Origin of the sequence: Enteroscipio rubneri (genome assembly GCF_002899715.1) — a bacterium.
Classification (GTDB): Bacteria; Actinomycetota; Coriobacteriia; order Coriobacteriales; family Eggerthellaceae; genus Enteroscipio; species Enteroscipio rubneri.
In genome coordinates, this window is sequence record NZ_PPEK01000008.1 from 1 (window position 1) to 21122 (window position 21122).

Annotated in this window: 18 protein-coding genes and 1 tRNA gene; 1 reads left to right on the forward strand and 18 read right to left on the reverse strand. The window is 65.0% G+C overall.

Translation table 11 applies throughout. The features are described from left to right. Nucleotides 1–242 precede the first annotated feature (242 nt). From C2L71_RS07435 to C2L71_RS07520, 18 genes are all read right to left on the reverse strand, one after another. Nucleotides 243–1016, reverse strand: coding sequence for a class B sortase (locus C2L71_RS07435; protein ID WP_103265151.1), 774 nt, complete (start codon nucleotides 1014–1016; stop codon nucleotides 243–245). Continuing rightward, nucleotides 1009–5100 carry a VaFE repeat-containing surface-anchored protein gene (locus C2L71_RS07440; protein WP_103265152.1) on the reverse strand — a complete coding sequence of 1364 codons (4092 nt, stop codon included), beginning with the start codon at nucleotides 5098–5100 and terminating at the stop codon, nucleotides 1009–1011. The genes C2L71_RS07435 and C2L71_RS07440 overlap by 8 nt, the downstream gene beginning before the upstream one ends. 10 nt (nucleotides 5101–5110) lie before the next feature. Then, complete coding sequence (locus C2L71_RS07445) at nucleotides 5111–5602, reverse strand: DNA gyrase (protein WP_103265153.1); 492 nt, start codon at nucleotides 5600–5602, stop codon at nucleotides 5111–5113. 127 nt (nucleotides 5603–5729) lie between these two features. Next, nucleotides 5730–6740, reverse strand: a complete 1011-nt coding sequence (locus C2L71_RS07450; protein ID WP_170042467.1) for a VirB6/TrbL-like conjugal transfer protein, CD1112 family — start codon at nucleotides 6738–6740, stop codon at nucleotides 5730–5732. Continuing rightward, on the reverse strand, nucleotides 6737–7486 hold the full coding sequence (locus C2L71_RS07455) for a hypothetical protein (protein WP_103265154.1): 750 nt from the start codon (nucleotides 7484–7486) through the stop codon (nucleotides 6737–6739). The genes C2L71_RS07450 and C2L71_RS07455 overlap by 4 nt, the downstream gene beginning before the upstream one ends. A 12-nt stretch (nucleotides 7487–7498) precedes the next feature. Beyond that, nucleotides 7499–9163, reverse strand: a complete 1665-nt coding sequence (locus C2L71_RS07460; RefSeq protein ID WP_239926486.1) for an NlpC/P60 family protein — start codon at nucleotides 9161–9163, stop codon at nucleotides 7499–7501. Further along, complete coding sequence (locus tag C2L71_RS07465; RefSeq protein WP_204600469.1) at nucleotides 9160–11628, reverse strand: VirB4-like conjugal transfer ATPase, CD1110 family; 2469 nt, start codon at nucleotides 11626–11628, stop codon at nucleotides 9160–9162. Before C2L71_RS07465 ends, C2L71_RS07460 begins: the two co-directional genes overlap by 4 nt. Before the next feature lie 31 nt (nucleotides 11629–11659). Next, the gene (locus C2L71_RS07470; protein ID WP_103265155.1) at nucleotides 11660–12076 is read right to left on the reverse strand and encodes a PrgI family protein; all 417 of its coding nucleotides are present in this window, start codon (nucleotides 12074–12076) and stop codon (nucleotides 11660–11662) included. A gap of 9 nt (nucleotides 12077–12085) precedes the next feature. After that, on the reverse strand, nucleotides 12086–12301 hold the full coding sequence (locus tag C2L71_RS07475) for a hypothetical protein (protein ID WP_103265156.1): 216 nt from the start codon (nucleotides 12299–12301) through the stop codon (nucleotides 12086–12088). A 146-nt stretch (nucleotides 12302–12447) separates the two neighbouring features. Beyond that, on the reverse strand, nucleotides 12448–14283 hold the full coding sequence (locus C2L71_RS07480) for a VirD4-like conjugal transfer protein, CD1115 family (protein WP_103265157.1): 1836 nt from the start codon (nucleotides 14281–14283) through the stop codon (nucleotides 12448–12450). Next, on the reverse strand, nucleotides 14280–14828 hold the full coding sequence (locus tag C2L71_RS07485) for a hypothetical protein (protein WP_103265158.1): 549 nt from the start codon (nucleotides 14826–14828) through the stop codon (nucleotides 14280–14282). The genes C2L71_RS07480 and C2L71_RS07485 overlap by 4 nt, the downstream gene beginning before the upstream one ends. Nucleotides 14829–14912: 84 nt before the next feature. Continuing rightward, complete coding sequence (locus C2L71_RS07490; protein ID WP_103265159.1) at nucleotides 14913–15761, reverse strand: hypothetical protein; 849 nt, start codon at nucleotides 15759–15761, stop codon at nucleotides 14913–14915. Between the two features lie 120 nt (nucleotides 15762–15881). Beyond that, the gene (locus tag C2L71_RS07495) at nucleotides 15882–16649 is read right to left on the reverse strand and encodes an ATP-binding protein (RefSeq protein ID WP_157938948.1); all 768 of its coding nucleotides are present in this window, start codon (nucleotides 16647–16649) and stop codon (nucleotides 15882–15884) included. A 40-nt stretch (nucleotides 16650–16689) separates the two neighbouring features. Further along, complete coding sequence (locus tag C2L71_RS07500) at nucleotides 16690–17166, reverse strand: helix-turn-helix domain-containing protein (RefSeq protein WP_103265161.1); 477 nt, start codon at nucleotides 17164–17166, stop codon at nucleotides 16690–16692. A 14-nt stretch (nucleotides 17167–17180) separates the two neighbouring features. Next, complete coding sequence (locus C2L71_RS07505; protein ID WP_157938949.1) at nucleotides 17181–17471, reverse strand: helix-turn-helix domain-containing protein; 291 nt, start codon at nucleotides 17469–17471, stop codon at nucleotides 17181–17183. Nucleotides 17472–17605: 134 nt separating this feature from the next. Continuing rightward, nucleotides 17606–17923 (reverse strand): helix-turn-helix domain-containing protein, encoded by a 318-nt coding sequence (locus tag C2L71_RS07510; protein ID WP_103265163.1) that lies wholly within the window; start codon nucleotides 17921–17923, stop codon nucleotides 17606–17608. 474 nt (nucleotides 17924–18397) lie between these two features. Then, nucleotides 18398–18474: transfer RNA gene (locus C2L71_RS07515), tRNA-Met, on the reverse strand. A 313-nt stretch (nucleotides 18475–18787) separates the two neighbouring features. Then, nucleotides 18788–20095, reverse strand: a complete 1308-nt coding sequence (locus C2L71_RS07520) for an acetyl-CoA hydrolase/transferase family protein (protein WP_157938950.1) — start codon at nucleotides 20093–20095, stop codon at nucleotides 18788–18790. Between the two features lie 208 nt (nucleotides 20096–20303). Between C2L71_RS07520 and C2L71_RS07525 the strand changes: the two genes are divergently transcribed. Beyond that, the gene (locus C2L71_RS07525; protein WP_103265165.1) at nucleotides 20304–21110 is read left to right on the forward strand and encodes an amidohydrolase family protein; all 807 of its coding nucleotides are present in this window, start codon (nucleotides 20304–20306) and stop codon (nucleotides 21108–21110) included. Nucleotides 21111–21122: the final 12 nt, after the last annotated feature.

The following is a 21122-nucleotide window of genomic DNA, read 5'->3' on the forward strand; positions in this document are numbered from 1 at the left end:
AGTACGTGGCCGAGAGCGAGTGGGGCTCGAGGCGCTATCTGGACGTGACTCTGCTGGAGGGGTAGCCGCACCGGACGGCGGGCTTATGAGGCTGTCGGAAAAGTGCGCAAGATTCTTGACGGTACCGCTCAAAATTATCGTGCTCCGCTACTCGTCCTCGTCCAAAGACCCCACCTTGAGGCAGCACCATGCGAGGATTGCATTGCACATGAGGAACATCCCGAACACGAAAAGAAACGCCTTCATTCCCATCTCCTATCCTCGACCGCATAGACCACCGTCCGCGAGTTCCAGGTCTGGTAGCTGCACGTGGCGAAGGCCCAGACCTTGGAAACCGACAGGTCGGGTTCTTCGAGCGTCAGGTCGCTTTGCGATATCCTCTCGCCGAGGCGGGCTGCCCGCTCTTCATCGTTCGCGAACGTCACCTGGACCCGCTCGCCGCTCGCATCCACCACGTCCGCTGCGACGACGCGCAGCTCGTGCATCTCCCCATCCGCGCGGGTCCAGACGAGGATGTCCCTGTGCCCTTCCGCGTAGGCGCGGTCGGAGAAGCGCGCGAAATCGGCGAACACGCTGCCGTCGTCCATGTGATGCCCGTAGACTATTGAGAAGGCGGACTCCGGCGTGCATTCCCAGTCCAGATAGGGCGTTCCGTACGATCCCCGTTCCAACGCGTCGACGTGGAGGTATCGATCGGGCGTGTCGGCCGTCGCCTGGGCGATGGGCTCGTCGATGGAGGTGCCGGGCACCTCCATCCATGCGACGACCGCCTCGGGGAGCTCCGCCCAATCGATCGAACGGCCCTCCGCGCCCCCTTGATCGCCCGAGACGCCGTCGAAGAGGGCGGGCAGGGACGGGGAGGCGCCCTCGCTGCTCTCGGGCAGCATAGTCTGATGCAGGGCGAAGGCGAGCAGGGCCGCCGCGAGAAGCGTCAGGGCGATGCGCGGGGCGGCGCCCAGAGGGCGGGCCTTTCGCCCGCCCTCCCTGCCGGCATGCGTATGGCAGGATTTAAACATCTTCGCCCTGGTCGTCCGCAACGTCCTTGCGACGCTTCAGAAGGCCGTTCGCCGCACCGGCCAGGCCGTATGCAGCCAGGGCGAGGCCGCTGGCTCCCGCCGCCGCCGCGGTCGCTGCTGCGCCGGTCTTGGGATAGCCCTTGCCGAGCGCATCCTCTTCGGGCTCGACGATCGCCACCGTCTGGGCCTCGTCATCGATGTCCGCGTGCGTCGCGACCTCGATGCCGTCCTTCACGAGCGACTCGAACACGACGGCGCTCCTGCCCGCGAGGCCCGTGGCGTCGAACCCGAAGGCCACCTCGACCTCCCCGTCGGGCGATTCGGGCGTGAACGCGGCCGAGGCGGATACGCCGTTGCCCTGCGCGTCCTTCAAAGGCTCTCCCGTGGCCTTGTCCATGAGCACGCCCGTTGCGACGTACTCCTTGCCGGGGATGAGGTTCTCGTAGGTCACGGTGTCGACGATCACCGCGGACTCGCCCGCGACGAGGTTCTTGTCCCCATCAGCCCCGTCGACCGCGTTGGTGCGGATCATGGGGAAAAAGATCGACTGGTTCGCGTCTGTCATGTCGTCATGCACCGCGATGATGTTCCCTTCGGAGTCGGAGAGCGTCTCCGTGAACACGGTAGTCTTGCCGGAGAGCGCGCTCGCGTCGATCTCGAAGGCGACCTCGACGGTTCCATCGGCTTCCTCGGGCGAGAACGCGACCTCCTGGACGTAGGCGTCACCGTCACCGTCCATGAGCAGCTCGCCCGTCTCGGCGTCCGCGATATGGCCCGTCATCGTATAGGTGTTTCCTGGCGTGAGCCCCGTGTACTCGACCGTGTCGACGAGCTCGAGCCCCTCGTCCGCGATGCCGGTGGCATCCCCGGTCTCGGGGTTCACGGCCGTCGTGGCGATGTCGACGACGGCCACCGTCTGGCCTCCGTCTTCGATGTCGGCGTGGACCATGTACTCCTCGCCCCCGCACGTCATGGTCTCGAAGGCGACGAGCCTCTTGCCCGCGAGTCCGGCGCCGCTGAAGGCGAAGGTCATCTCGACGCTTCCTGTGAAGTCCTCCGCAACGAAGGTCGCCTGGGCGGTGATCTCGTTGCCGTCGTCGTCGAGCGCGGGCTCGCCCGTCTCGGCGTCCATCAAGACGCCCTCGACCGTGTACTCGTCTCCGGGGATGCAGCCGGTGTACTCGACGACATCGACGATCGCGAGGTCCTCGCGCGCCTGTCCTTCGTGGGTGCCGCTCGCGGCGTCGGTGGCAGTGGTGCCCATGGTCTTGGGCATGTTGGCGATCTCGACCTCGAAGACCGCGCTCATGGTGCCGTCCTCCCGCTCGAACATGCCCTGGTCGTTCACGAAGAGCTCGTGGACGGCGGCGTTGCCCTCGTCGTCCACGTCGCTCACGACGTAGCCTTCGGGGGCCGAGGTTTCCTGCAGATGGTAGGCGCCGTGCAGGAGGTACGGGACGCTGATGACGCCGTCCTCGCCGGTGACGAGCTCCTCGTCGTAGGTCCCCTCGTCGTTCCATAGCCTGAAGATCGCGCCCGCGACGGGCTTGCCGGGGTCGAGGGCGTCGACCTTCTTGACCTTGAGCTCGGTGGGGGCGTCCTCGGTTTCGAGCATCTCGTCGAACACGGCGACGTCCTGGCCTTGGTATTCGAGCGTCACGGTCTTCTCGGCGACGTCGAGCGCGTAGCCGTCTTTGGCCTTGGCCTCATAGACGGTGTAGGTCCCGAGGTAGAGCTCGCCGCTCGTGGCGCGGCCCGCCTCGTCGGTCTCGATCGTGGCCACGATGTCGCCGGCGTGGGCACGCACGGCGCCGTCGCCGGTGACGATGTCGGATGCCGCCTCCACGACGTAGACGGAGTCGGAAACCGGCTCGCCCGTCGCGGAGTCGTGCTTGACGACGCTGATCGTGCCCTTCTGGGGCATGTCGGCGAACTCGACCTCGATGGGGTCGTCCCAATCGTTGTAGACCGCCCCGACCGTGATGGTCTTGCCTTCGAGCGCCTTGACGTAGCCCTCTGGCGCCTGCACCTCGACGAGCGTGTAGTCGCCCTGTTCGAGCAGCATCGGCAGCGTCACCTCGCCGCGTTCGTTGGTGGTCCAGGTGTCCATGATGTGGGTTTCGGGATAGTGGCTCTCGTAGGTGACGAGCTCTCCGTCGTCATCGAGCAGCTGGAAGGAGCAGGGAAGCGGGATCTGGCGTCCCGTCTCTGCGTCCGTCTTGACGACCTTGAGCGGCGTCTGCGGGATGTGGTTATTCACGAGCGTCGGCGGGTCGTACTGCCCCTCCTCGGAGATGGTCGTCTTCCAGTCGGGGACCGGGATGATGTCGTGGCCGTACTCCGCCTTGAAGTCCTCCGCCACGGAGTCCGGGATGACCTCGTGTACCGTGTAGGTGCCGTATGCCAGGGCCCCCGACCAGCCTTGCGGGATGTCCCATCCGTTGACGGCGAGGCCGCCTCGGGTCGATGCGAGGCCGTTCTCGTCGGTGGTGATGGTGCAGACCACCTCGCCGGGCTCGGCCTTCTCGCCGGTCTCGGGAGAGACGATCGGATTCTCGGATGCGTTGATCAGCTGGAACTGCACGCCGGGCAGCAGCACGCGGTCGGCCTCCTGCACTATGCCGGATTCGTCCTCCGCCTCGATGGGGATTTCCTTGACCAGGCGGAAGTCGCCGCGCTCGACCGTGTCGGGCGCCTTGGGCGTGTTGTAGGTGTAGACGGCCTCGCCCATGGCGCCGCTGTCGGTTATCTGGATGCAGAAAGCCTTGGGCTCGCCGCCCGCCCCGTCGTCGAGGTTGTAGCCGGCGGGCGCTTTGGTTTCCTGTATGACGGCCGTGCCCAAAGGAAGGGTGGGATCCCCGTTGCTCATATGGTAGAGGTCGGGGCCCGCCACCTTGTAGGCGTCGGCGTAGTCCGCGAAGCCGTCGGCGTCGGTTGCGAACACCCAGGTTCGCGCGGGATCTCCGGACGCCTCCGCCTCCTCGGCGCTGGCGTAGAGGCCCTCGTAGAATCGCACCGTGAACTCGGCGCCGGCAAGCGACGCCGATCCCTGGGGGGAGCTCTCCCCGGTCGTCGCGTCGACCTTCATGACGAGCATGCCGACCGGGTCGGACTTGGGGTAGTCGGCGACGCCCGCGGCGCCGTTGACGGCGCTCGCCATGTCGGGATGGACCTCGACCTCGTAGACCGTCTCGTCGAGGGCGTAGCCCTTGGCGGGGACGGTCTCCTTCACCCAGTAGGTGCCGGGGACGAGCTCGCCGAGCCTGCCCGACCCGTTGTCGTCGGTCTCGATCGAGCCGACCCTCGAGGCGAGCCCGCCGTCCGAGTAGACCCCGTAGACCGCGCCGGCGAGGCTGTAGCAGGGGTTCGACCCGCTGACCTCGGGCAGCGCCGAGCCCTTCTGGAGCACGATCTCGCCGAAGGGGGTGTACTCGAAGGACAGGATGATCTGCGTGCCGGCTCCCGTGCTCATCTGGAAGGCCTCGAAGTTCCGGGGCACCTCGCCCGTCCGCGCCGCGATCTGGCGGCCGGTCGCGTCCGGGTTGGTCACCTCCCCCGAGTCCCCGAATCCGAGCACGTTGTACTGCACCCAGTCCTTGAACTGCTCGGTGCAGCCGTACATGGCGTAGTTGCCGTCGGAGGTGTAGGTGTCGGACAGGAGGATGTGGGTGAGGGCGGCGTAGTGGTTGTCGCTCATCGCCGACCCGTCGTACCACCTATCCGGCCACATGGAGGCGTCGAAGCCGGGGGAGCCGTAGCCGAACCACAGGTCCGCCACGGCCTCGGCGGTGCGTCCGGAGGGAGCGCTGAGCGCGGATTTGGGGTAGGTTCCGGATGCCGGCGTCGAGGCGGAGGGGTTGCCGCAGTAGGCGATCTCGCCGTCCGCCCACATCCAGTTGGTCGAGTAGCCGCCGTAGTAGATGCTCGACCCGACGGTCAGCTTCGCCGTCTGCGCCGCATGGGCCTCCTCGGCGAACGCCGGCGACAGCGTGGCGAGAAGTCCGGAAAATGCGAGCAGGACGGCGAGGATCGCCCTAAGCGGAGCGGAGCGGTCGACTGCGCCGATGGGGCTTGATTTGCGCATGCCGCACCTCCTATCGTGCTGGTTTCTCAAAAGGGGCTTTGCCCTCGGAGAGGGCGGAAGCGCCCTCGCGGGCATGCTCGGCGCGCGAGCTGAGCGATTGCTCCCTGGATTCGCGCTGCGCGAGGTACTCCCTGCGGGCCTCGTCGAGGGCAGTCTTGAGCTGCGCTGGCATGACCTTGACCGTGTCCTTCGCCGCACGCCCCGTCCGCTCGTCTATGACGGGATTGCCCTCGGCGTCGAGGATGGAGCGCTGCAGCCAGACCTCCCTGTTCGTCAGAAGCGGTATGTCGACGAAGTTCTCGCCTCGGTACTTCGAGGGGTTCACGAACATGGGCGAGAACTGGTAGTAGCTCACGTCGCGCCCTTCGATCACCGTCCCCTTCGGCAGCGTCACGGAGTTGAAGGTCCTCTTCTCGCCGCTCTTGGGGTCGGTGTACTCGATATCGGCCTTGACGAAGTTCCTGTGCAGGGTGATGTAGGTGTTCTTCTTCTCTTCGGCCATCGTCTCTTCTCCTTTCCTTGGTATCGGGATGGCGCCGGCCCTTCTCTTTGTTGACCGGGCCCGGGCCGGCGGCAAGGCCCGCAGGGTCTCATCCCGAGGGACGAGGTGTGCCTGCGCGCTTCCATGGTCAGAACCCGCTCACGATGTCGCGGGCCCACGTGCCGCTCTTCACGAGCGAGAGGATGAGCAGGACGCACATGGCCAGGTACTGGAGCGCGTAGGTGAGGCCGTTCGCGATGCTGTCTATCGGCGTCCCCGTGCCGGGGTTGACGGCGACGAGCCCGCCCAGGATGAGGGGGAACGAGACGAGCAGGATGAGGATGATCAGCCCCGCGATGCAGACCGCGGCGAAGTTCTTGATGTAGCCGACGCCGATCTGGCGCGTGTCGTCGAGTGCCATGAGGGACAGCGGTATCGGGCTGAAGGACGCCATGATGTAGAGCTGCAGGGCCCGCGCCCAGCAGACCACAAGACTCACGATGTAGGCCACCAGCACGACGAGCCAGCTGACGAGCGAGACGAGGAGCATCGCGATGAGCGAGGGCAGGTCGTCGTCCCCCGTGACGATGGAGACCTCGCCTAGGTCGAGCGCGCCCCCCGTGCCGAACAGCGCGATCGTCCTGTCTATCGCCAGCCCCACCACCTCGTAGATCGCCTGCATGAGCTCGAAGCTGTTCTGGATCAGAAAGAGGAACACGGCGAAGAACACGAGCAGGAACACCACCTCCTTCACGCCCGGCAGCGACTGGCTGCCGTCCATGCGCTGGGAGATCTGGATGAGCTTGATGGTGAACACGAGCGAGAGCACCCCGCAGCCGATGGGCAGGATCGCGACCTGCCACACGGCGTGCACGATGTCGTACATGGAGGTCCCACCCGCCGTCGTGAGCATGCTGCCGAAGTCGGCTCCCAGGATCCCCTCGTAGCCGATCGACTCCAGGACGTTCGCCTGCTGGGAGAAAATCCAGTTGCAGCAGTCGCGCAGCACGCCGCAGAGCCACCCGTTGATGTCGTCGGCGATGCTCGCCCAGGCGGGCCGCGCCGGCAGGAAGATCGCCGCGCAGACGATGAAGGAGAGCAGGGACGCCCTCGCGAAGCGCTCCCTGCCGCCCTGCTTTGCCTCGATGCGCGCGATCATCGGAACGTCAGCTCCCCGGACCCGTCGTCGACCACGGTGACGGGGGTGTTCGCCGCGTCGTCGAGGGTGAAGTTCGTGAGCTTGGTGCCCGCGTTGAAGTCGAGCCAGACCTCGCCGTCCCAGGTCGCCTCGGTCGCATGGGGGGATGCCCCCTTCGCGAACTCGCCGAGGACCGCCTCGAACTCGTCGCGGGTGTGCCCGAACGCGTCGAACAGCGCCTCGTCCGGGTTCCCGATCGACACGTGCGCTTCCTCGGCGACATCGCGCACGAAGGCGCCGCCCAGCTCGTCGCATACAATCCTCTGGGAACCGTCTGGGCCGCTGGTGACGAAGAGCACCGCGAGCTGCTGCGGGCCGTTTACGGTTTGGGAGACGGAGAGCGTCGCGGAGAGGCTCCCGTCCGCGGAGGACTCCTCGTCGAGCGCGTAGTAGAGGACCGTCGTGCCCTCCGGGGACGTCACGACGAGGTTCGTCGGGGTGATGGACAGCGAGGACCCGCCGTCCTCGCTCGTCCAGGACGATCCGGCTAGCGCGGAGAAGCCCTTGGGCGCGCCGCCGGCGGCTCCGGCATCCTCTTCCTCGTCGCCTCGCCCGGCCTCCTGCGGGCTCGCCTGCTCCTGCGAAACGGGATCGGGCCCCGCCTCGCCGCCGTCCTGCGCGAGCGTGCAGCGCGCTACGCTCGATCCGACGAGGATCGCCAGCGCCCCTGCCGCCAAGACGGCGATGATCTTCGTTTTCCTATCCATTCTTTCCTCCTCCTATCCGATGACCTTGATCGCCGCGGTGAAGTAGCCGACGCCCGACGCTTCCCTGCAGACCTCGCCCGAGTAGGGCTCGTGGATGTACTTGTCGTCCCCGATGAAGATGGCGACGTGCCCCGGGCGCCACAGGATGTCCCCGGGCTCCGCGAGCGAGACGGGGACCTTGGTGCCGAACGCGGCCTGGTCCTCGGAGTTTCGCGGGATGGAGATCCCCGCCTGGGCGTAGCAGTACTGGGTGAGCCCCGAGCAGTCGAGCCCGACGCCGGGCGTGGTCCCGCCCCAGACGTAGGGCACGCCGAGCTGGCTGCGCGCCGCCGCGACCACGGTCGACCTCGCCTGGTCCAGGCTCCGGAACTCCTCCAGGCTCATGCCGTCGAAGCGGCGCAGGCCGTAGGCGTCCATGGCCGACTTGAGGCTCTCGACGTAGGACGAGCTCGTCGCCCATCCCGCGTCCTTGAGGCCTTCGGCCATCTTGTCCGAGTCGCGTTCCTCGATCGCCTCGCGGATGAGCGGGTTGTTCGCGTAGTGGCCCGCCTGCAGGAAGACGCGGCTCCTGAAGCGGATGCAGTCCACGTCCGAGGCGAACGAGGTGAAGTACGCCGTGATCGCCACCGCCTCGCCCCCGTACTCCTCGTTGGTAGCCCAGGCCGACTTGCCGGTCACCTCTGGGCAGGCGGCGAACGACGAGGACCATTTCATCCCGAAGAGGTTGTGGTCGCGCTCCGCGAGCTGGCTCATGTGGTCACCCTGGCCCGATTCGCAGATGATCTGGGCTATCGTGCAGCCCGCCGGATGCCCGTAGTCCTCCTGGCACTCGATTGCCTCCTCCACCATCTCGTAGGTAATGTAGGGGGGAAGGCCCGCGAGGCTCTGCTTCGCCGCCTCGTTCTGCCAGAAGCCGAACAGCGCCGCGACGAGCTGGCTTACGGCGAGCGCGACGAGGATGAACGCGAGCACTCCCGCGAAAACGCCTCCCAAGGGGGCGGCTGCGCTCGCGATGGCGCCGCCTATCGCCTTCGCCGATGTGCTCTTCGCCGCTGCCGCCGCCTTGGCGCCGCCTGCAGCCTCGGCCGCCTTCGCCTGGACGGCAGCCTGGGCGCGGACGGCCGAGGCGCTTGCGCCCTTGGCCGCGCCCTTCCCCTTGGCGGATCCCGCGGCGCGCGACGCCTTCTTGGAGGACGCGCCGGGGCGCTTGCCGGATCCCGCCTGCCGGACGGGGCCGTTCGCCTTGCCCGCGGCACGGGCCCTGTTGGAGAGGCGCTTGGCCAAGACGGCCTTGTCGCGGACGCCGGCGGCTCCCGAGAACTCCTCGGTGTCGTCGAGCTCGTCCACCGCCGCGTTCCCAATCGCCGCCTTCGCTCCGATCGGGGAGCGATGCCCGCCGAGGCGCCCGGGTTGCGCGGCGGTCTGATCCGAAACGGCCGATCCTTCGGCGGCTCCGCAGGATCGCTCGCGTCCCCTCGATGCGCCCTTCGGGACGCGTCCCGCTTTTGCGGCGGCGAGCGGGCTTGCCTTCCGTGCCGCCGTGGACCTTTCCGCGAGCGTCGAGAGCGCCTGGTCGTCGGCGGATTTGACCGTCCCCGAGTTGAGGACCGTCTCCTTCTCGGCCGCCACGAGCTCGCGCATCCCAGCATCCTGGTATGTCTGGCCCTGGCCGCTCATCGCTCAGGGCTCTCCTCGCCATCCGCATCCCGAGATCCGGAGCTCGCCCGCCTGTTCGCCTCGAAGACGGCCTTGCGCTTGAGCTCGGCGATCTCGTCGGGCTTGGTGTTGAACAGGTCGTAGAGCGCGCCCTTCGGGAAGTCGTCCATGATCGGCACGCGCACGCCGCCCGCGACGAGCAGGCCCTCGCCGGCCTTGATGGAATCGTCTATGTAGCCCGCCTCGGTGTCGGAAAGGGTGAGCAGGTCCACCCAGCTCTTGCGGTCGAGCGCGGACTGCTTGTGCAGCAGGCAGAAATCCGAGTTCAGGACCATGTTGCGGGCGGACTCGTGCGTGAGCATGTAGGTCGAGTTCTGCGTGATTCCGGTGCAGATGAGGTTGAACTTGCGCCCCTCGGCCCAGAACTTGGAGAAGTACTCGATGATGGCGGGATGCCCGAAGAGGCTCTGCACCTCGTCGATGTAGAGCCAGGTGGTGACGCCCCGCTCGAAGTTCTCGTACATGCGGTTTCGCACCGCCTCGAGCGCGGTGAGCATGCCGAAGACGCGCATGTTGCTGGAGAGGTCGTGCAGATCGACGTTGGTGACGCGGTTCTTGAACGCCACGTTGCTCTGGCGGTTGAAGAACGAGAGCGCCCCCTTCACGAAGCGCTCGTAGCGAAGCGCGATGTCGCGCGCCTCCCGTTCGGGCTGCTCGACGAGCACACGGTAGAAGTCCTCGAGGGTCGGGATGCGGTCTCCCGCCTGGGCGTAGGCGGCCTCGACGCAGCGCGTGATGATGGACTTGTCCGCTTCGGGGAGCCCCTCTGCGCCCTCCGCCATCATGGCGGAGGAGAGGGCCAGGAACGCGTCGATCTTGAAGGCCATCTGGGCGGCGTCCGCCTTGCCTTCGACGTCCGTGAGGTCGAAGGGGTTCATGGACGTGTCCGAGTCGGGCGCGAGGCGGATGTTCTGGCCACTGCAGCTTCCGACGAGGGTTGAGTACTCGCCGGCGGGGTCGAAGATGACGACCTCGTCTTCGGGGAAGGCGAGCACCGTGTTCAGGATCTCGCGCTTGACGCTGAACGACTTGCCCGAGCCGGGCTTGCCGCAGACGAACCCCATGGGGCTCGCGAGCCGTTTGCGGTTGCAGATGACGAGGTTGCCCGACTGCTTGGACTGGCCGTAGTAGCCGCCGCCTTCCTGGTTGAGCTCCTGGGAGGCGAAGGGCATCTGCATCGCGATCTGGCCTGTGGTGAGGTGCCTGGAGACGTTCACGTGGTTGCGCCCCAAGGGGAGCATGGAGTTGAGCGCGTGCTTCTGGCGGTAGTCGAGCCCGACGATCCCGAGGGAGTTCCCCTGGGCCACGGAGACCACCTGCTCCACCTGGCGGTCGAGCTCCTCCAGGCTGTCGGCATAGGTGTAGACGAGCCCGGTGTAGACGAAGAGGCGCTCGTTCTTGTTGCGCAGGAAGTCGAGCAGCTCCTCCGCCTCCTCCTTCGAGTAGCGCAGCTCGGGCGGGAGGATCGAGTAGTCGTAGCCCTTCTTCACCGCCGCCATCTGCTCGTCGATGATCTCCTTGTCCATCCAGTCGAGCTGGCGCTTCACCATCGCGAGCGCGTCGCTTTGCGCGATGGGCTGGATGTGCAGCGTCACGACGAGCGGGATGGGCAGGTCGATGATGTTCGCGAGGTAGTAGTCCTCGAGCATGCTCCCGAAGTCGCGTATGGCCAGCACGCTGCCGAACACCCCGTCGGACTCGAAGCAGTCCGCCCGTCCCTCGGGCGCGAAGTCCATGAGGTTCGGGGCGATGAGGTTCTTCGTGCGCAGGCCGCGGAACTGGGACAGTTTGTCCCAGCTGAACTCGAAGCGCTTCTTGGGGCGGACGATGGAGTCCATCGCGCGCAGGCGCTCCTCGCCGTCGACCGGGCGCGCGTCGCACCGGATGCGCGCGAGCGTCTGGCACACGTCGGCGCGGATGCGCGCGAGCTTCGGCGTCGCCGCGTCCACGTCGTCTGCGCCGACCATGTAGGTGAGGTAGCGGTGGCGCTCGAGGTTGGACACGCCCTCGCGCAGCTTGTCGTTGAGGATCCGGTTGTACTCGTCCACGAGCCCGTCGTCGACGTCGGCGACGTGGCGGAAGAAGCGCTTGGACCCGATCACGTCGGCGGGGATGGGCGTGTTGGCGATCGAGAGCTGCACCGAGGTGTCCGCGTTGAAGTAGTTGTAGAGGCTCGAGAGGACGGAGAAGATGTTCTCCTGGGCGTCCCTTCGCGCCGATTGGTAGCTGATGTCGGAGAACTCGACCGTCTGGCTGAAGAGCCCTTCCTCCACCTGGGCGATGCCGTTTTTGTACATGGCGTCGTATCCGATGTAGTCGAGCTGGCGCTTCGCGGAGTTGCGGGCCTTGGACGTGCGCCTGGCCTTCTCCTCGCGGGCCTTCGCCTCGGCGCCCGTCGCCTTCCTGCCGCCGAGAAGGAGCCCCATGAGGCTCGACTTCCTGGCGGGCGCCTTTTTCCTAGAACTGTTCTGGGCCATGGACCTCGGCCCCCTTCCTCTTGGCCCTGCGGCGCGCCTTGCGGGAGGGCTTTCCTGCGACGGGGCCCGTGCATGCGCAGCCGGCGAGCGCGTCGCCGGTGTCGTAGAGCATCGTCTGGCTGTTCATGGAGTGCTCCCAGAGAAGGGGGAGGAACTCCTCCAGCTTCATCCCGAAGGGGCGCCAGAACCCGGCGAGCCAGAACGGCAGCGCCGCTGCCATGACGGGAAGCGTCGCGTTGCCGACCTCGATTCCGAGCCCGAAGTAGACGATCGCCGCCGCCGCGATGGCGGACGCGAAGCCGAGGGACACGCACGCGAGCGTGCGCAGGCTCATCTTGCCGACGATCTTCTCCTGGTACTCGCCGATGTCCTTCTGAATCGGTATCTGCAATGACATGCCGACCACCTACGCTGGGAGCCAGGATGTGTCGAGCATGCCGAAGTAGACGGCGGCCGCGATGATGATCGCGCCGCCCGCGATGGTCGAGATGGCGCTCGCGATCTGGGAGCCTCCCTGCTGCTCGCGGATGGCGAGGCCGAGCGAGACCGCGCCCCACACGACGAGGAACCCGCCGAGGAAGGTAACGCAGCCCGATACGAGCGTGATTATCTGGGTTAGCATCATGGTTTCCTTTCTTCTTCTCGCCGCGATCGCGGCGATGTGCCCTGGTCGATCCCGAGAGGCGCATGCGGGCGGCGGCCCCATGCGCGGTCGCCCGCGCATGGGCCGGGTCTCCGGGCGCCGCCGCCCCTAGGCTCTTCTTTCCCTCATGCCTCCTCCTTTTGACGTATCCGATAGGACGCGAAGCCGAACCGCTCGGCATGCCTTGCCCCTGGACGGCCGGGATCGATATGCCTGTAACGGGGATGCCGCTCGAGCGGGTACTTCTTGTCCTTGAACGGGAAGGCTCCCGTGATGAGCACGATCGCCTCGTCCCTGGGAAGCCTTCCGACCTCGGACGGTTGGATGAGGTCGCGCTCCTGCCTGTTGTAGTTGCGGGTCCGGCTCGAGCTGGAGCCGCGGGAGTCGTTGAAGGTGATCGTGGAGACGGTCTGCTTTCCGACCGCCTCCGAGATCTCCTTGTTGGTCTCGCCCGACTTCCCGCCGAGGAAGAGCGTCGTGTCGCAGCAGTCCTGGATGGTCTGCGCGTCGTCCTTGTAGCGGCTCTTGAGCTGGGCGAGGGACTGCAGGATGATCGAGCAGGATATGTTGCGGCTGCGCACGACCGCGATGGTCCGCTCGAAGTCCGGGACGTGGCCGATGTTGGCGAACTCGTCCAGGATGAAGTGGACGTGCGTGGGGAGATGGCCCGCATGCCGCCTCAGCGCGACGTTGCAGAGCACGTCGAGCGTCTGCCACATGAGGATCGCGAAGAGGAAGTCGAAGGTCGAGTTGGTGTCCGGCATGCTCGCGAAGACGACCGTCCTCTTGCCCTCCTCGCCGAGCTCGTCGAGGCCCATCTCGTCGCGCTCGAGGAGCTTCGAGACCTCCTTGATGGACAGGGGCTTCAGGCGCACGTTGCAGCTGATGATGATCGACTTGAGCGTCTTGCCTGCGGCGGTCTTGAACGCCTTGTAGTTCGACAGCGAGAAGTCGTCCTCGGGCGGCACCGGCTCGCCGGTCCTCACCCACGTAAACCCTCCGGCACCACTCGAGAACGCCCTGCTCTCGAAGTCCTCCTCGGCTGCCTCGCCGGTCTTCACGAGCTTCTTTCCCGTCTCGAGCTCGGCGAAGAGGATGTCGAGCGGGCTCATGTACGATTCGTCCTCCTCCTTCGCCTCCGCGAGCCCGAGCAGGACGAGCAGCCCGGGGAGGTTGCGGTCCTCCTCGGGGCAGTGCGCGAGCAGGTAGGAGACGAGCGCGGTGTAGAGCAGGCGCTCCGCGTTCTCCCAGAACGGGTCTCCGGCATGGTCCTTGTCGCCCGTGGTGTTCTTGATGAGGCATTCGACGAAGGTGAGGACGTCGGCCTCGCTCCTCACGTAGCGAAGCGGGTTGTAGCGGTTCGATTCGGCGAAGTCGATGGTGTTGAAGGAGCGGATCTCGTATCCCGCCTCCGCGAAGAGATGCCCTATCTCGCCGATGAGGGTCCCCTTGGGATCCGTCACGAAGTAGCTGGAGTTGAGCTGCATGAGGTTGGGCTTCACGTAGTAGCGCGTCTTGCCGGAGCCCGAGCCGCCCACGACCACGACGTTGTGGTTGCGGTCGGTCTTGAGGTCGAACCTCCCGCGGTCGAGCGCGAGCCGCGCGTTCTTCGCGAGGATGATGTTGTTGTCGGGCGCTTTCGCGTCCCCGAACGCCCTCATCTCGGTCCTGGTCGCCCAGCGGGCGCTGCCGTGCTCCTCGCCGTTCCTGGTCCCCTTGGCCGTCAGGCGGTACGACCAGGCGATCCACACCGCGCAGACGAGCAGGACGCCGACGCAGATCCCCGCAGGCTCTCCGGTGAAACCGCCGCCTTTCGCGACGAAGCCCGGCAGCGTGACGGCGGCAGTCGCCAGGTTCGTGATCGGCTCTCCTGGGAGCGACGCCAGGTTCGACGCGTAGAGGTTCCCGGCCGCGAACGCGATCGGCGTCGCCATCAGGGCCGCGATGAGGGAAGGGCTCATTTGGACCTCACCGCCGCGATCTCGACCTCATGGGCCTTGCCGCGCGCCGCCTCCATCGCCTTCGCGCTCTCGCGGGCGGACGCCGCGCGCTCCTCGAGCGGCTGGGCGTCCCTTATCTGCTCGCGGGTCTTTCCGCGCGCCTCGAGCGCCCTGTCGAGGGCGATGTCCGCCTGCTTCTCCAGGTCGCCGAACGCGCGAGAGACGCTTGGGGCGTCCTCCACCTTGAAGAGAAGGTACTCCTTCCCTTTGTCCTCGAAGAAGGCGTGCTCGATGCCCTCGCCCGTAAGCTTCCCGTCGATGATCTCCTTGATGCTCCGGTATTCGGGGAGGGACGCGAACTGCTCCATGCTGAGTTTCGCCCACTCGGAAGGCTGCTCCACGGCATCCTCCGGGCCCTTTCCCCCTATCTCCCCGCGGGCGTTTCGCAATGCGTTCTTCAGCTTCTCGGCGCTCGCGAGCATCGCCTGCTCGCTTGCGTCCTGACCGATCCTCAGCACCCAGTCGAACAGCTTCTCGCCGCTTTCGTCCCCGAAATCAGTGGCCATCGGTTCTACCTCCGTTTCTCGCTGGGACGATCTGTCCCACTTCGCAAAACGACAAAGCACGCTCCAGCGGCATCGAATGCCTTGCTAGGAACGTGCTTTGCCGTTTCTTCCCGTTGCGTTTGAAGGGGGGTTGATCGCCGACGACGATTCGCAGGCTTCCGACGAAGCGTCTCTGAGGCTCCTGAGCCTGCTTCTCGCCGCCTCCGACCTCGATCTTCCATCGCTTTCCCGCGACCCCTCAATCAGGGAGGACAATGCATCGCGGGCTCTGCCCGAAGCGGAGACGATGCTGTCGCATGCCCCGTCATGGAACACGAGGGCGCGGGAGGCGCGGTCGGATATCTCGAGCATCGCGCCGTCGAAGCTCGGGCGCTCGTACGCCTTCACCGCGTAGTCGCCGCAACGGCTCTCGAGGATCTTGCATTCAACCTGATCGCCCGCCCGGTTCTCGGAGCAGGCGGTCATGAGGCTCCAGGGCTCGTCGAGCATGGGAAGCCTGTATTCGAGCCTCTCGCATTCGCTCGCGGAAGCCGCGCTCATGCCCACGATGAGATCGTTGAAGCCGTGCCGGTCCCGGCTCAGGCCGCCGAACGAGCAGTTCTCGAACGCCAGCCAATCGCCGGGCTCGCCCTCGTCGCCGATCTTCTTGAGGGTCCACCACTCGTCGCCGCCGTCGACCTGCTGGACGAAGGCCAGATCGCGGTAGACCACGCCCTGCCGTATCGCCCAGTTTCCGCGCCGGAAAAAAGAGCGAAGCTCCTCCATCGAGGATGCTTCGCGGATGTCGTAAGGATAGTCTTCGAGGTAGGGGTCGTCTTGCCAGGCGTATCCGCCGGCTCTCAGCCAGCCGTTCTCCTGGCATTTCGCCGCCAAGGATTCCTGGACGGATGCGTCGGCCCGGTCGGCCCCGATATGCGTCGCAGCGTGCGCCAACGACCTCGCCCCCTTTCGCTGCCCCCCGGATCGGCGCCGTCGGCGTCGGCGGGAGGACGGTTCGCGCCCATTGAACCATCGGGCGGGAGCGGTCGAGGTCGGTGGGCGGCGCGCTCGGTTCTATTCGGTTCCGCTGGTCGCTCGGCCTCCCGGATACCCTCCGGGAAGGCTCCTGAAGTCGACGTCGGGACGCTCGATGCGCGTGCAGGTCTCCTTCAGGCGGGACAGGATGGCGGTCGCCGGATCGCCGAACCCCTGCCGGCTCATTCGCCTCCCGAGGTTCGGGGGGTCGTATTCGCTCGTGACGATCGTCGAGCGCATCTCCCCATACCTCGCGTTCAGGATCTGGAACAGGGTGCGGACAGCCCAGTCCCCCGCGCTCTCCTTGCCCATGTCGTCGATGACGAGGAGGTCGCATTCGACGTACCTCCTCACGACGTCGAGGGTTGGGCTCGAGTCGTCGAACGTCCGCTGGATCTCCCCGAGCATGTCTATCGCCGTGGTAACGAGCACGCGCTTCTTCGCGTCGAAGAGCCTGCGCGCCAGCGCGCAGGCAAGGGACGTCTTCCCCGATCCGCACGTGCCTTGGATGTAGAGCCCGCTGCCGGGACGGGAGTCGAAGTCGGCGAGGAACATGGCGGCCTCGTTGCTGTCGATGACCGCATTCTGGTAGCGCGGAGGTATGCCGACCGCGCGGAGCTTTTCCGTGTAGCGCCGGTCTTTCTCGGCAGCCCTCCTGGCCTCCTCCTCTTCCTTCGCCGCCCTCTCCTGGTCGCAACCGCACCCTCCGCTGATCCAGACGACCTTTCCGGCGATCAGAAGGGCGAAAGGGGCCTTCCGCCTCCCGCAATGCAGGCATCGGACCTCGGGAGGGGGAGGGTACTCCATCCCCATTTCGGCAAGCTGCGCTTCGGTGAAGCGGCTTGGCTCAGAAGCTGTATCTGTCGAAGCCATCCTCGGCTTTCCTCTCCCTGGGGTTTTTCATCTCTATACTCTCTGGCGGAACTCGATTCGGAGGGCGTCGTCGTGGCCGTTCGGGCAGGGGGCGCTGCCCTTCGGAACTTTGTTCGGCGAAGTCCGTTCCGGTGGGACAGATTGTCCCACCAGCGCCCTTGAGCGGGTTCACGGCGCGGAAGACCTTGGTCGAGCGCCCGTTTCGCAGGCGATGCGAGCCGACCTCGACGACCAGCCCCTTCTCCCTGAGGATTCTGAGGGCCTTGCCGATCGCCCTCTCGCTCACGCCGAGGCTCTCGGCCATGGACCTCTGGGATTCGTAGCAGCCCGCGCCCCCTCCGACCGTGAAGCCGTATATCCTTGCGTACAGCAGCAGGGGGACCCCTTGCAGCTTCAACTGCTTTATCATGAACCTCCGGATCACGATGAAGCCTTCCTCGCCGCCCGCCATGGCCAGCCTCGCCCTTATCTCTCGGGGCTTCCGAGCAGAGGAGCGTTGCGCTCCACCCACTCGTTCAGCTCCCGCCTCGTGACGAGGTAGCCCCTCGTCCTGAACCTGAGCTGGCGGGCGGGCAGCGGGTCCTCAGGCAGCTTGATCAGCTTGTACGCCAGATGCTTGTTGATGTGGAGCATCTCGGCGACCTCTTCTATCGTGTAGATGTCCTTCTCGGTGCAGATGAGCTTGATCTCCGCGACCTGCCTTCTCCCGGCGCCTTCCTCTTTGGCCTTTATCTTCTTCACTCCAGCGTCCGACATGCACGCACTCCTTTCCGACACGCTTCTGCTGAAGCGAACGCGACCGTATGGGCATATGCACATTCAACGGCGGAAGGCGGCTGAACGGACGAGGGGCAGCAGTCGCGGATCCTGTAAAACGCTAAGACGTTCGCTTAAGCAAGCAAGCCGTCCTTGATGCACCGGTCGAGCGTCTCCCTGCAGATCAGGATTCGCCCCCTTACGCGGTGGGACGGTAGCTTGCCCTCCCTGACGAGCCTGTACATGGTCGTGCGCGAGACGTGCACGTAGTCGCACGCCGCCTGTACAGAGAGCCACTCCTCGCCCGCGGGCCCTTTGGAACCCGCATCGCGGCGCGGCTCGGCATCGGCGGGGGACGGCTCCTCGGCGGCCCGGAGTCGCGCCATGACGCCGAGCATCTCGGCAAGCAGGTCCTGCCGATCGTTGGTGCTGCCGGTCTTTCTTGTCTCCATGCCTGCTCATTTCTCTGTCTTCGTGCTTTCCGAAAAGAGACATCTCCTAATCGATGCCTGGCTAGATTATTGGGAATGGGCAGGTGAGCGGCAAACGAGAGGGGCGTTTTTCAGTTCTATTCGGTTCTATTCGCCCCATCGGAGGGGCACGGGAGAATTTCTCCGCGAAAGAAGGAGGACGTGAAACTTTGTGTTCGCAATGTGGAATCGCTGGATCGCCGATCGGCCCATTTTTGGGCTAATGGCCCTGGCGTTTCATGGGGTTTCCCCAGGTTGCAGATTGTTTCATTGTATTTTAGCCCAAAATTAGCCCATAACCTCATCTCGAAGGGCGCTTCGACGGCGGAAAAAAGTGCCGACGTAGAGGTTCGGGCAAGGGCCAAAGGAGGGCATTTTAGCCCAAATTAGCCCAAAAACAGCCTGATTTGGGAAATAAAAAAGGCCAGAGGATTTAGCCTCTGACCTGGTGTTTTATGGTCGCGGGGGCTGGATTCGAACCAACGACCTTCGGGTTATGAGCCCGACGAGCTACCAGACTGCTCCACCCCGCAATTTCTAGAAACTAAGTTGTCAATGTTGCTGGGTTATGAGCCCGGCGAGCTACCAGACTGCTCCACCCCGCACTATTTGCGCCTGCCCCTCCTGCTCGGTTAACTGCAAACAGGAAAAGCGGCGAGATTGAATGTTACTCTTGCACCGCACCTTACGCAAATCATTTCTTGATCTATCACAAAACGCACACGTTCTTGCCCGCTCGAAAGGCTTACGTTCTATCCAATGGCAAGACTAAATTGGACCGGTCTTAAACATGCAATTCAATCAAGGGCCCCAAAAGCTCGAAAGGCACGCTCATCTGCTGCTTGCTCAGTACAGCAATCCCAGCCGCTTGGCTTCGAAGGTCAGCTCGTCGCGGAAGTCGGGATGAGCAATGGCAATCAGGCGCTTCGCTCGCGTCGGAACGTCCTGAAACGCCAGATCAGCCACGCCGTACTCGGTCACCACGTACTGCACGTCATTGCGCAGCGTGGTCACGGCGCTACCGGACGCCAACATGGGCACGATCTTGGACGTGGGACCTTGCCTGGTGTGCGCCACGCTCGTGACGGCAATGAACGATCGACCGTTCTTCGCCATGCGCGCACCGCGCACGAAGTCGGCCTGCCCGCCGCTTGCGGAATACTGACGCGAGCCGATGCTCTCGGCGCATACTTGGCCTGTCAGGTCGATGGATATGGCGGTGTTGATGGATACCATGTTGTCGTTCTTCGCGATGCAGTACGGGTTGGTGACCGTATCGTAGCTGCAATAGTACACCTCGGGGTTGCGGTCGATGAACTCGTACAGACGCGCTGCGCCCGTGGAGTAGCCGCCCACCGAGCGCCCCGGAAAGTAGCTGTTTCGACTGTTGTCGATGACGCCCGCCTGTTGCAACGGCACGAGTGCATTCGAGTACATCTCCGTGAAGCAGCCCAGATGGCGCTTCGACATAAGGCCCTCGGCCACCGCGTTGAGGATGCCGCCGATGCCCAGCTGAATGCAGTCGCCGTCGTCGATGCGGTCCACGATGAGCGCCGCACACGCGCGCTCCTCGGACGTGGCGGGCTTGACGGCGATGTCTTCAAGATCCTCGTCGCACACGATGAAGGCGTCGATCTCGTCTATCGAAAAATCGTGGGAATCGCCGAATACGCGCGGAAGCTTTGAGTTGACCTGCGCAATGATCCCTTTACAGGCACGGATGCTGCCAGGCTCGAAGCCCAGCGGCCCAATATTGCACATCCCGCGTGCATCCGGCGGGGTCATCTGCACCACAGCGTAATCGGGGTTGACGCTGCGCATAAGCGCGCTCACCTGGCTGAAATGCGCTGGGATATGCGCGACGCACGTACCGAAACCGGCGCGCTCATTCGGTCCGGCGAAATAGGTGTGATACCGAAACCGCTCGGGGCCGACGTCCAAGCTCTTGAAGTCGAAATCGCCGTTCATCCAGTTGCCGTAGATGTCGATGCCCTCCACCCGGCCGTCGGCGACGCGCGCCATTAGCTCGTGGATGATCGCGGAGGGCACATGGAGACCGCCTGTGTACATTGACGTTCCCGATACGATGAACTGGTCGAACAGCTCGTCGAGCGAAAGCGTTTTGCGGACGTAGGCATCCTGTACAGTCTCCATGGCAACCCCCTCGTTCTTTCCTCTGCGCGTCATCCAGTATACCAGGAGGTCTTCTTCTGACGCCCGGTCGGGCACGCGAGTTTGAGTGATGCGAACCGCCTCTCGTTGCGCTAGAATTGAGCACGTTGCCTGCAACCCGGACCGACGCCTTGCACGCCGATGCCGGGCGATCGCACACGTACGCAACCATCAATAAGGAGCGCGACTCATGGCAGTCATCGACGTCCATGCCCATATCTATCCCAACAAGATCGCCTCGAAAGCCGTCGACGCTGTAGGCGATTTCTACAACATCGAGATGTACGGGGAGGGAACGGCCGAGCACCTGCTGGCCGCCCAGGATCGTGCACCCATCACGAACTTCGTCGTGCATTCCGTGGCCACCTCGCCCCGCGCTGTCGAAACCATCAACGACTTCATTGCCGAGCAATGCCGCATCCATCCCGAATTCATCGGCTTCATGACCATGCACCAGGATTACCCCGATCCAGAAAAAGAGATCGAGCGTGCCATCGGACTGGGCCTGAAGGGCATGAAGCTGCATCCCGACTCGCAGCACGTGGATATGGACGACCCGCGTCTCATGGAAGTCTACGAGATCATCGCCGGCCGTCTGCCTGTCATCATCCACACGGGCGATTACCGCTACGACCACTCGCATCCGCGCCGCCTCGTGGAAATCCTGCGCGCCTTCCCCGACCTCGTGGTGGATGCTGCGCACTTCGGCTGCTGGTCGCGCTACGACGTGGGCTATGACGTGCTGCGCGACACCATCCTCAGCAACGACCATGTATACTGCGACGCGTCGAGCGCCCAGCTGTACCTGGGGCAGCGTCACACGCGCGAGCTTACGCGCCTGTGGGGAACCGATCGCGTGATGTTCGGCTCGGACTATCCCATGTGGGATCCGGCAAGCGAATACGAGCAGTTCGTGGGCGCGAACTTTACCGACGACGAACTCGAGAACCTGCTGTGGCACAACGCCGAGCGGTTCCTGGGCATGACCGTGTCGTAGCCCTCCGCTCCG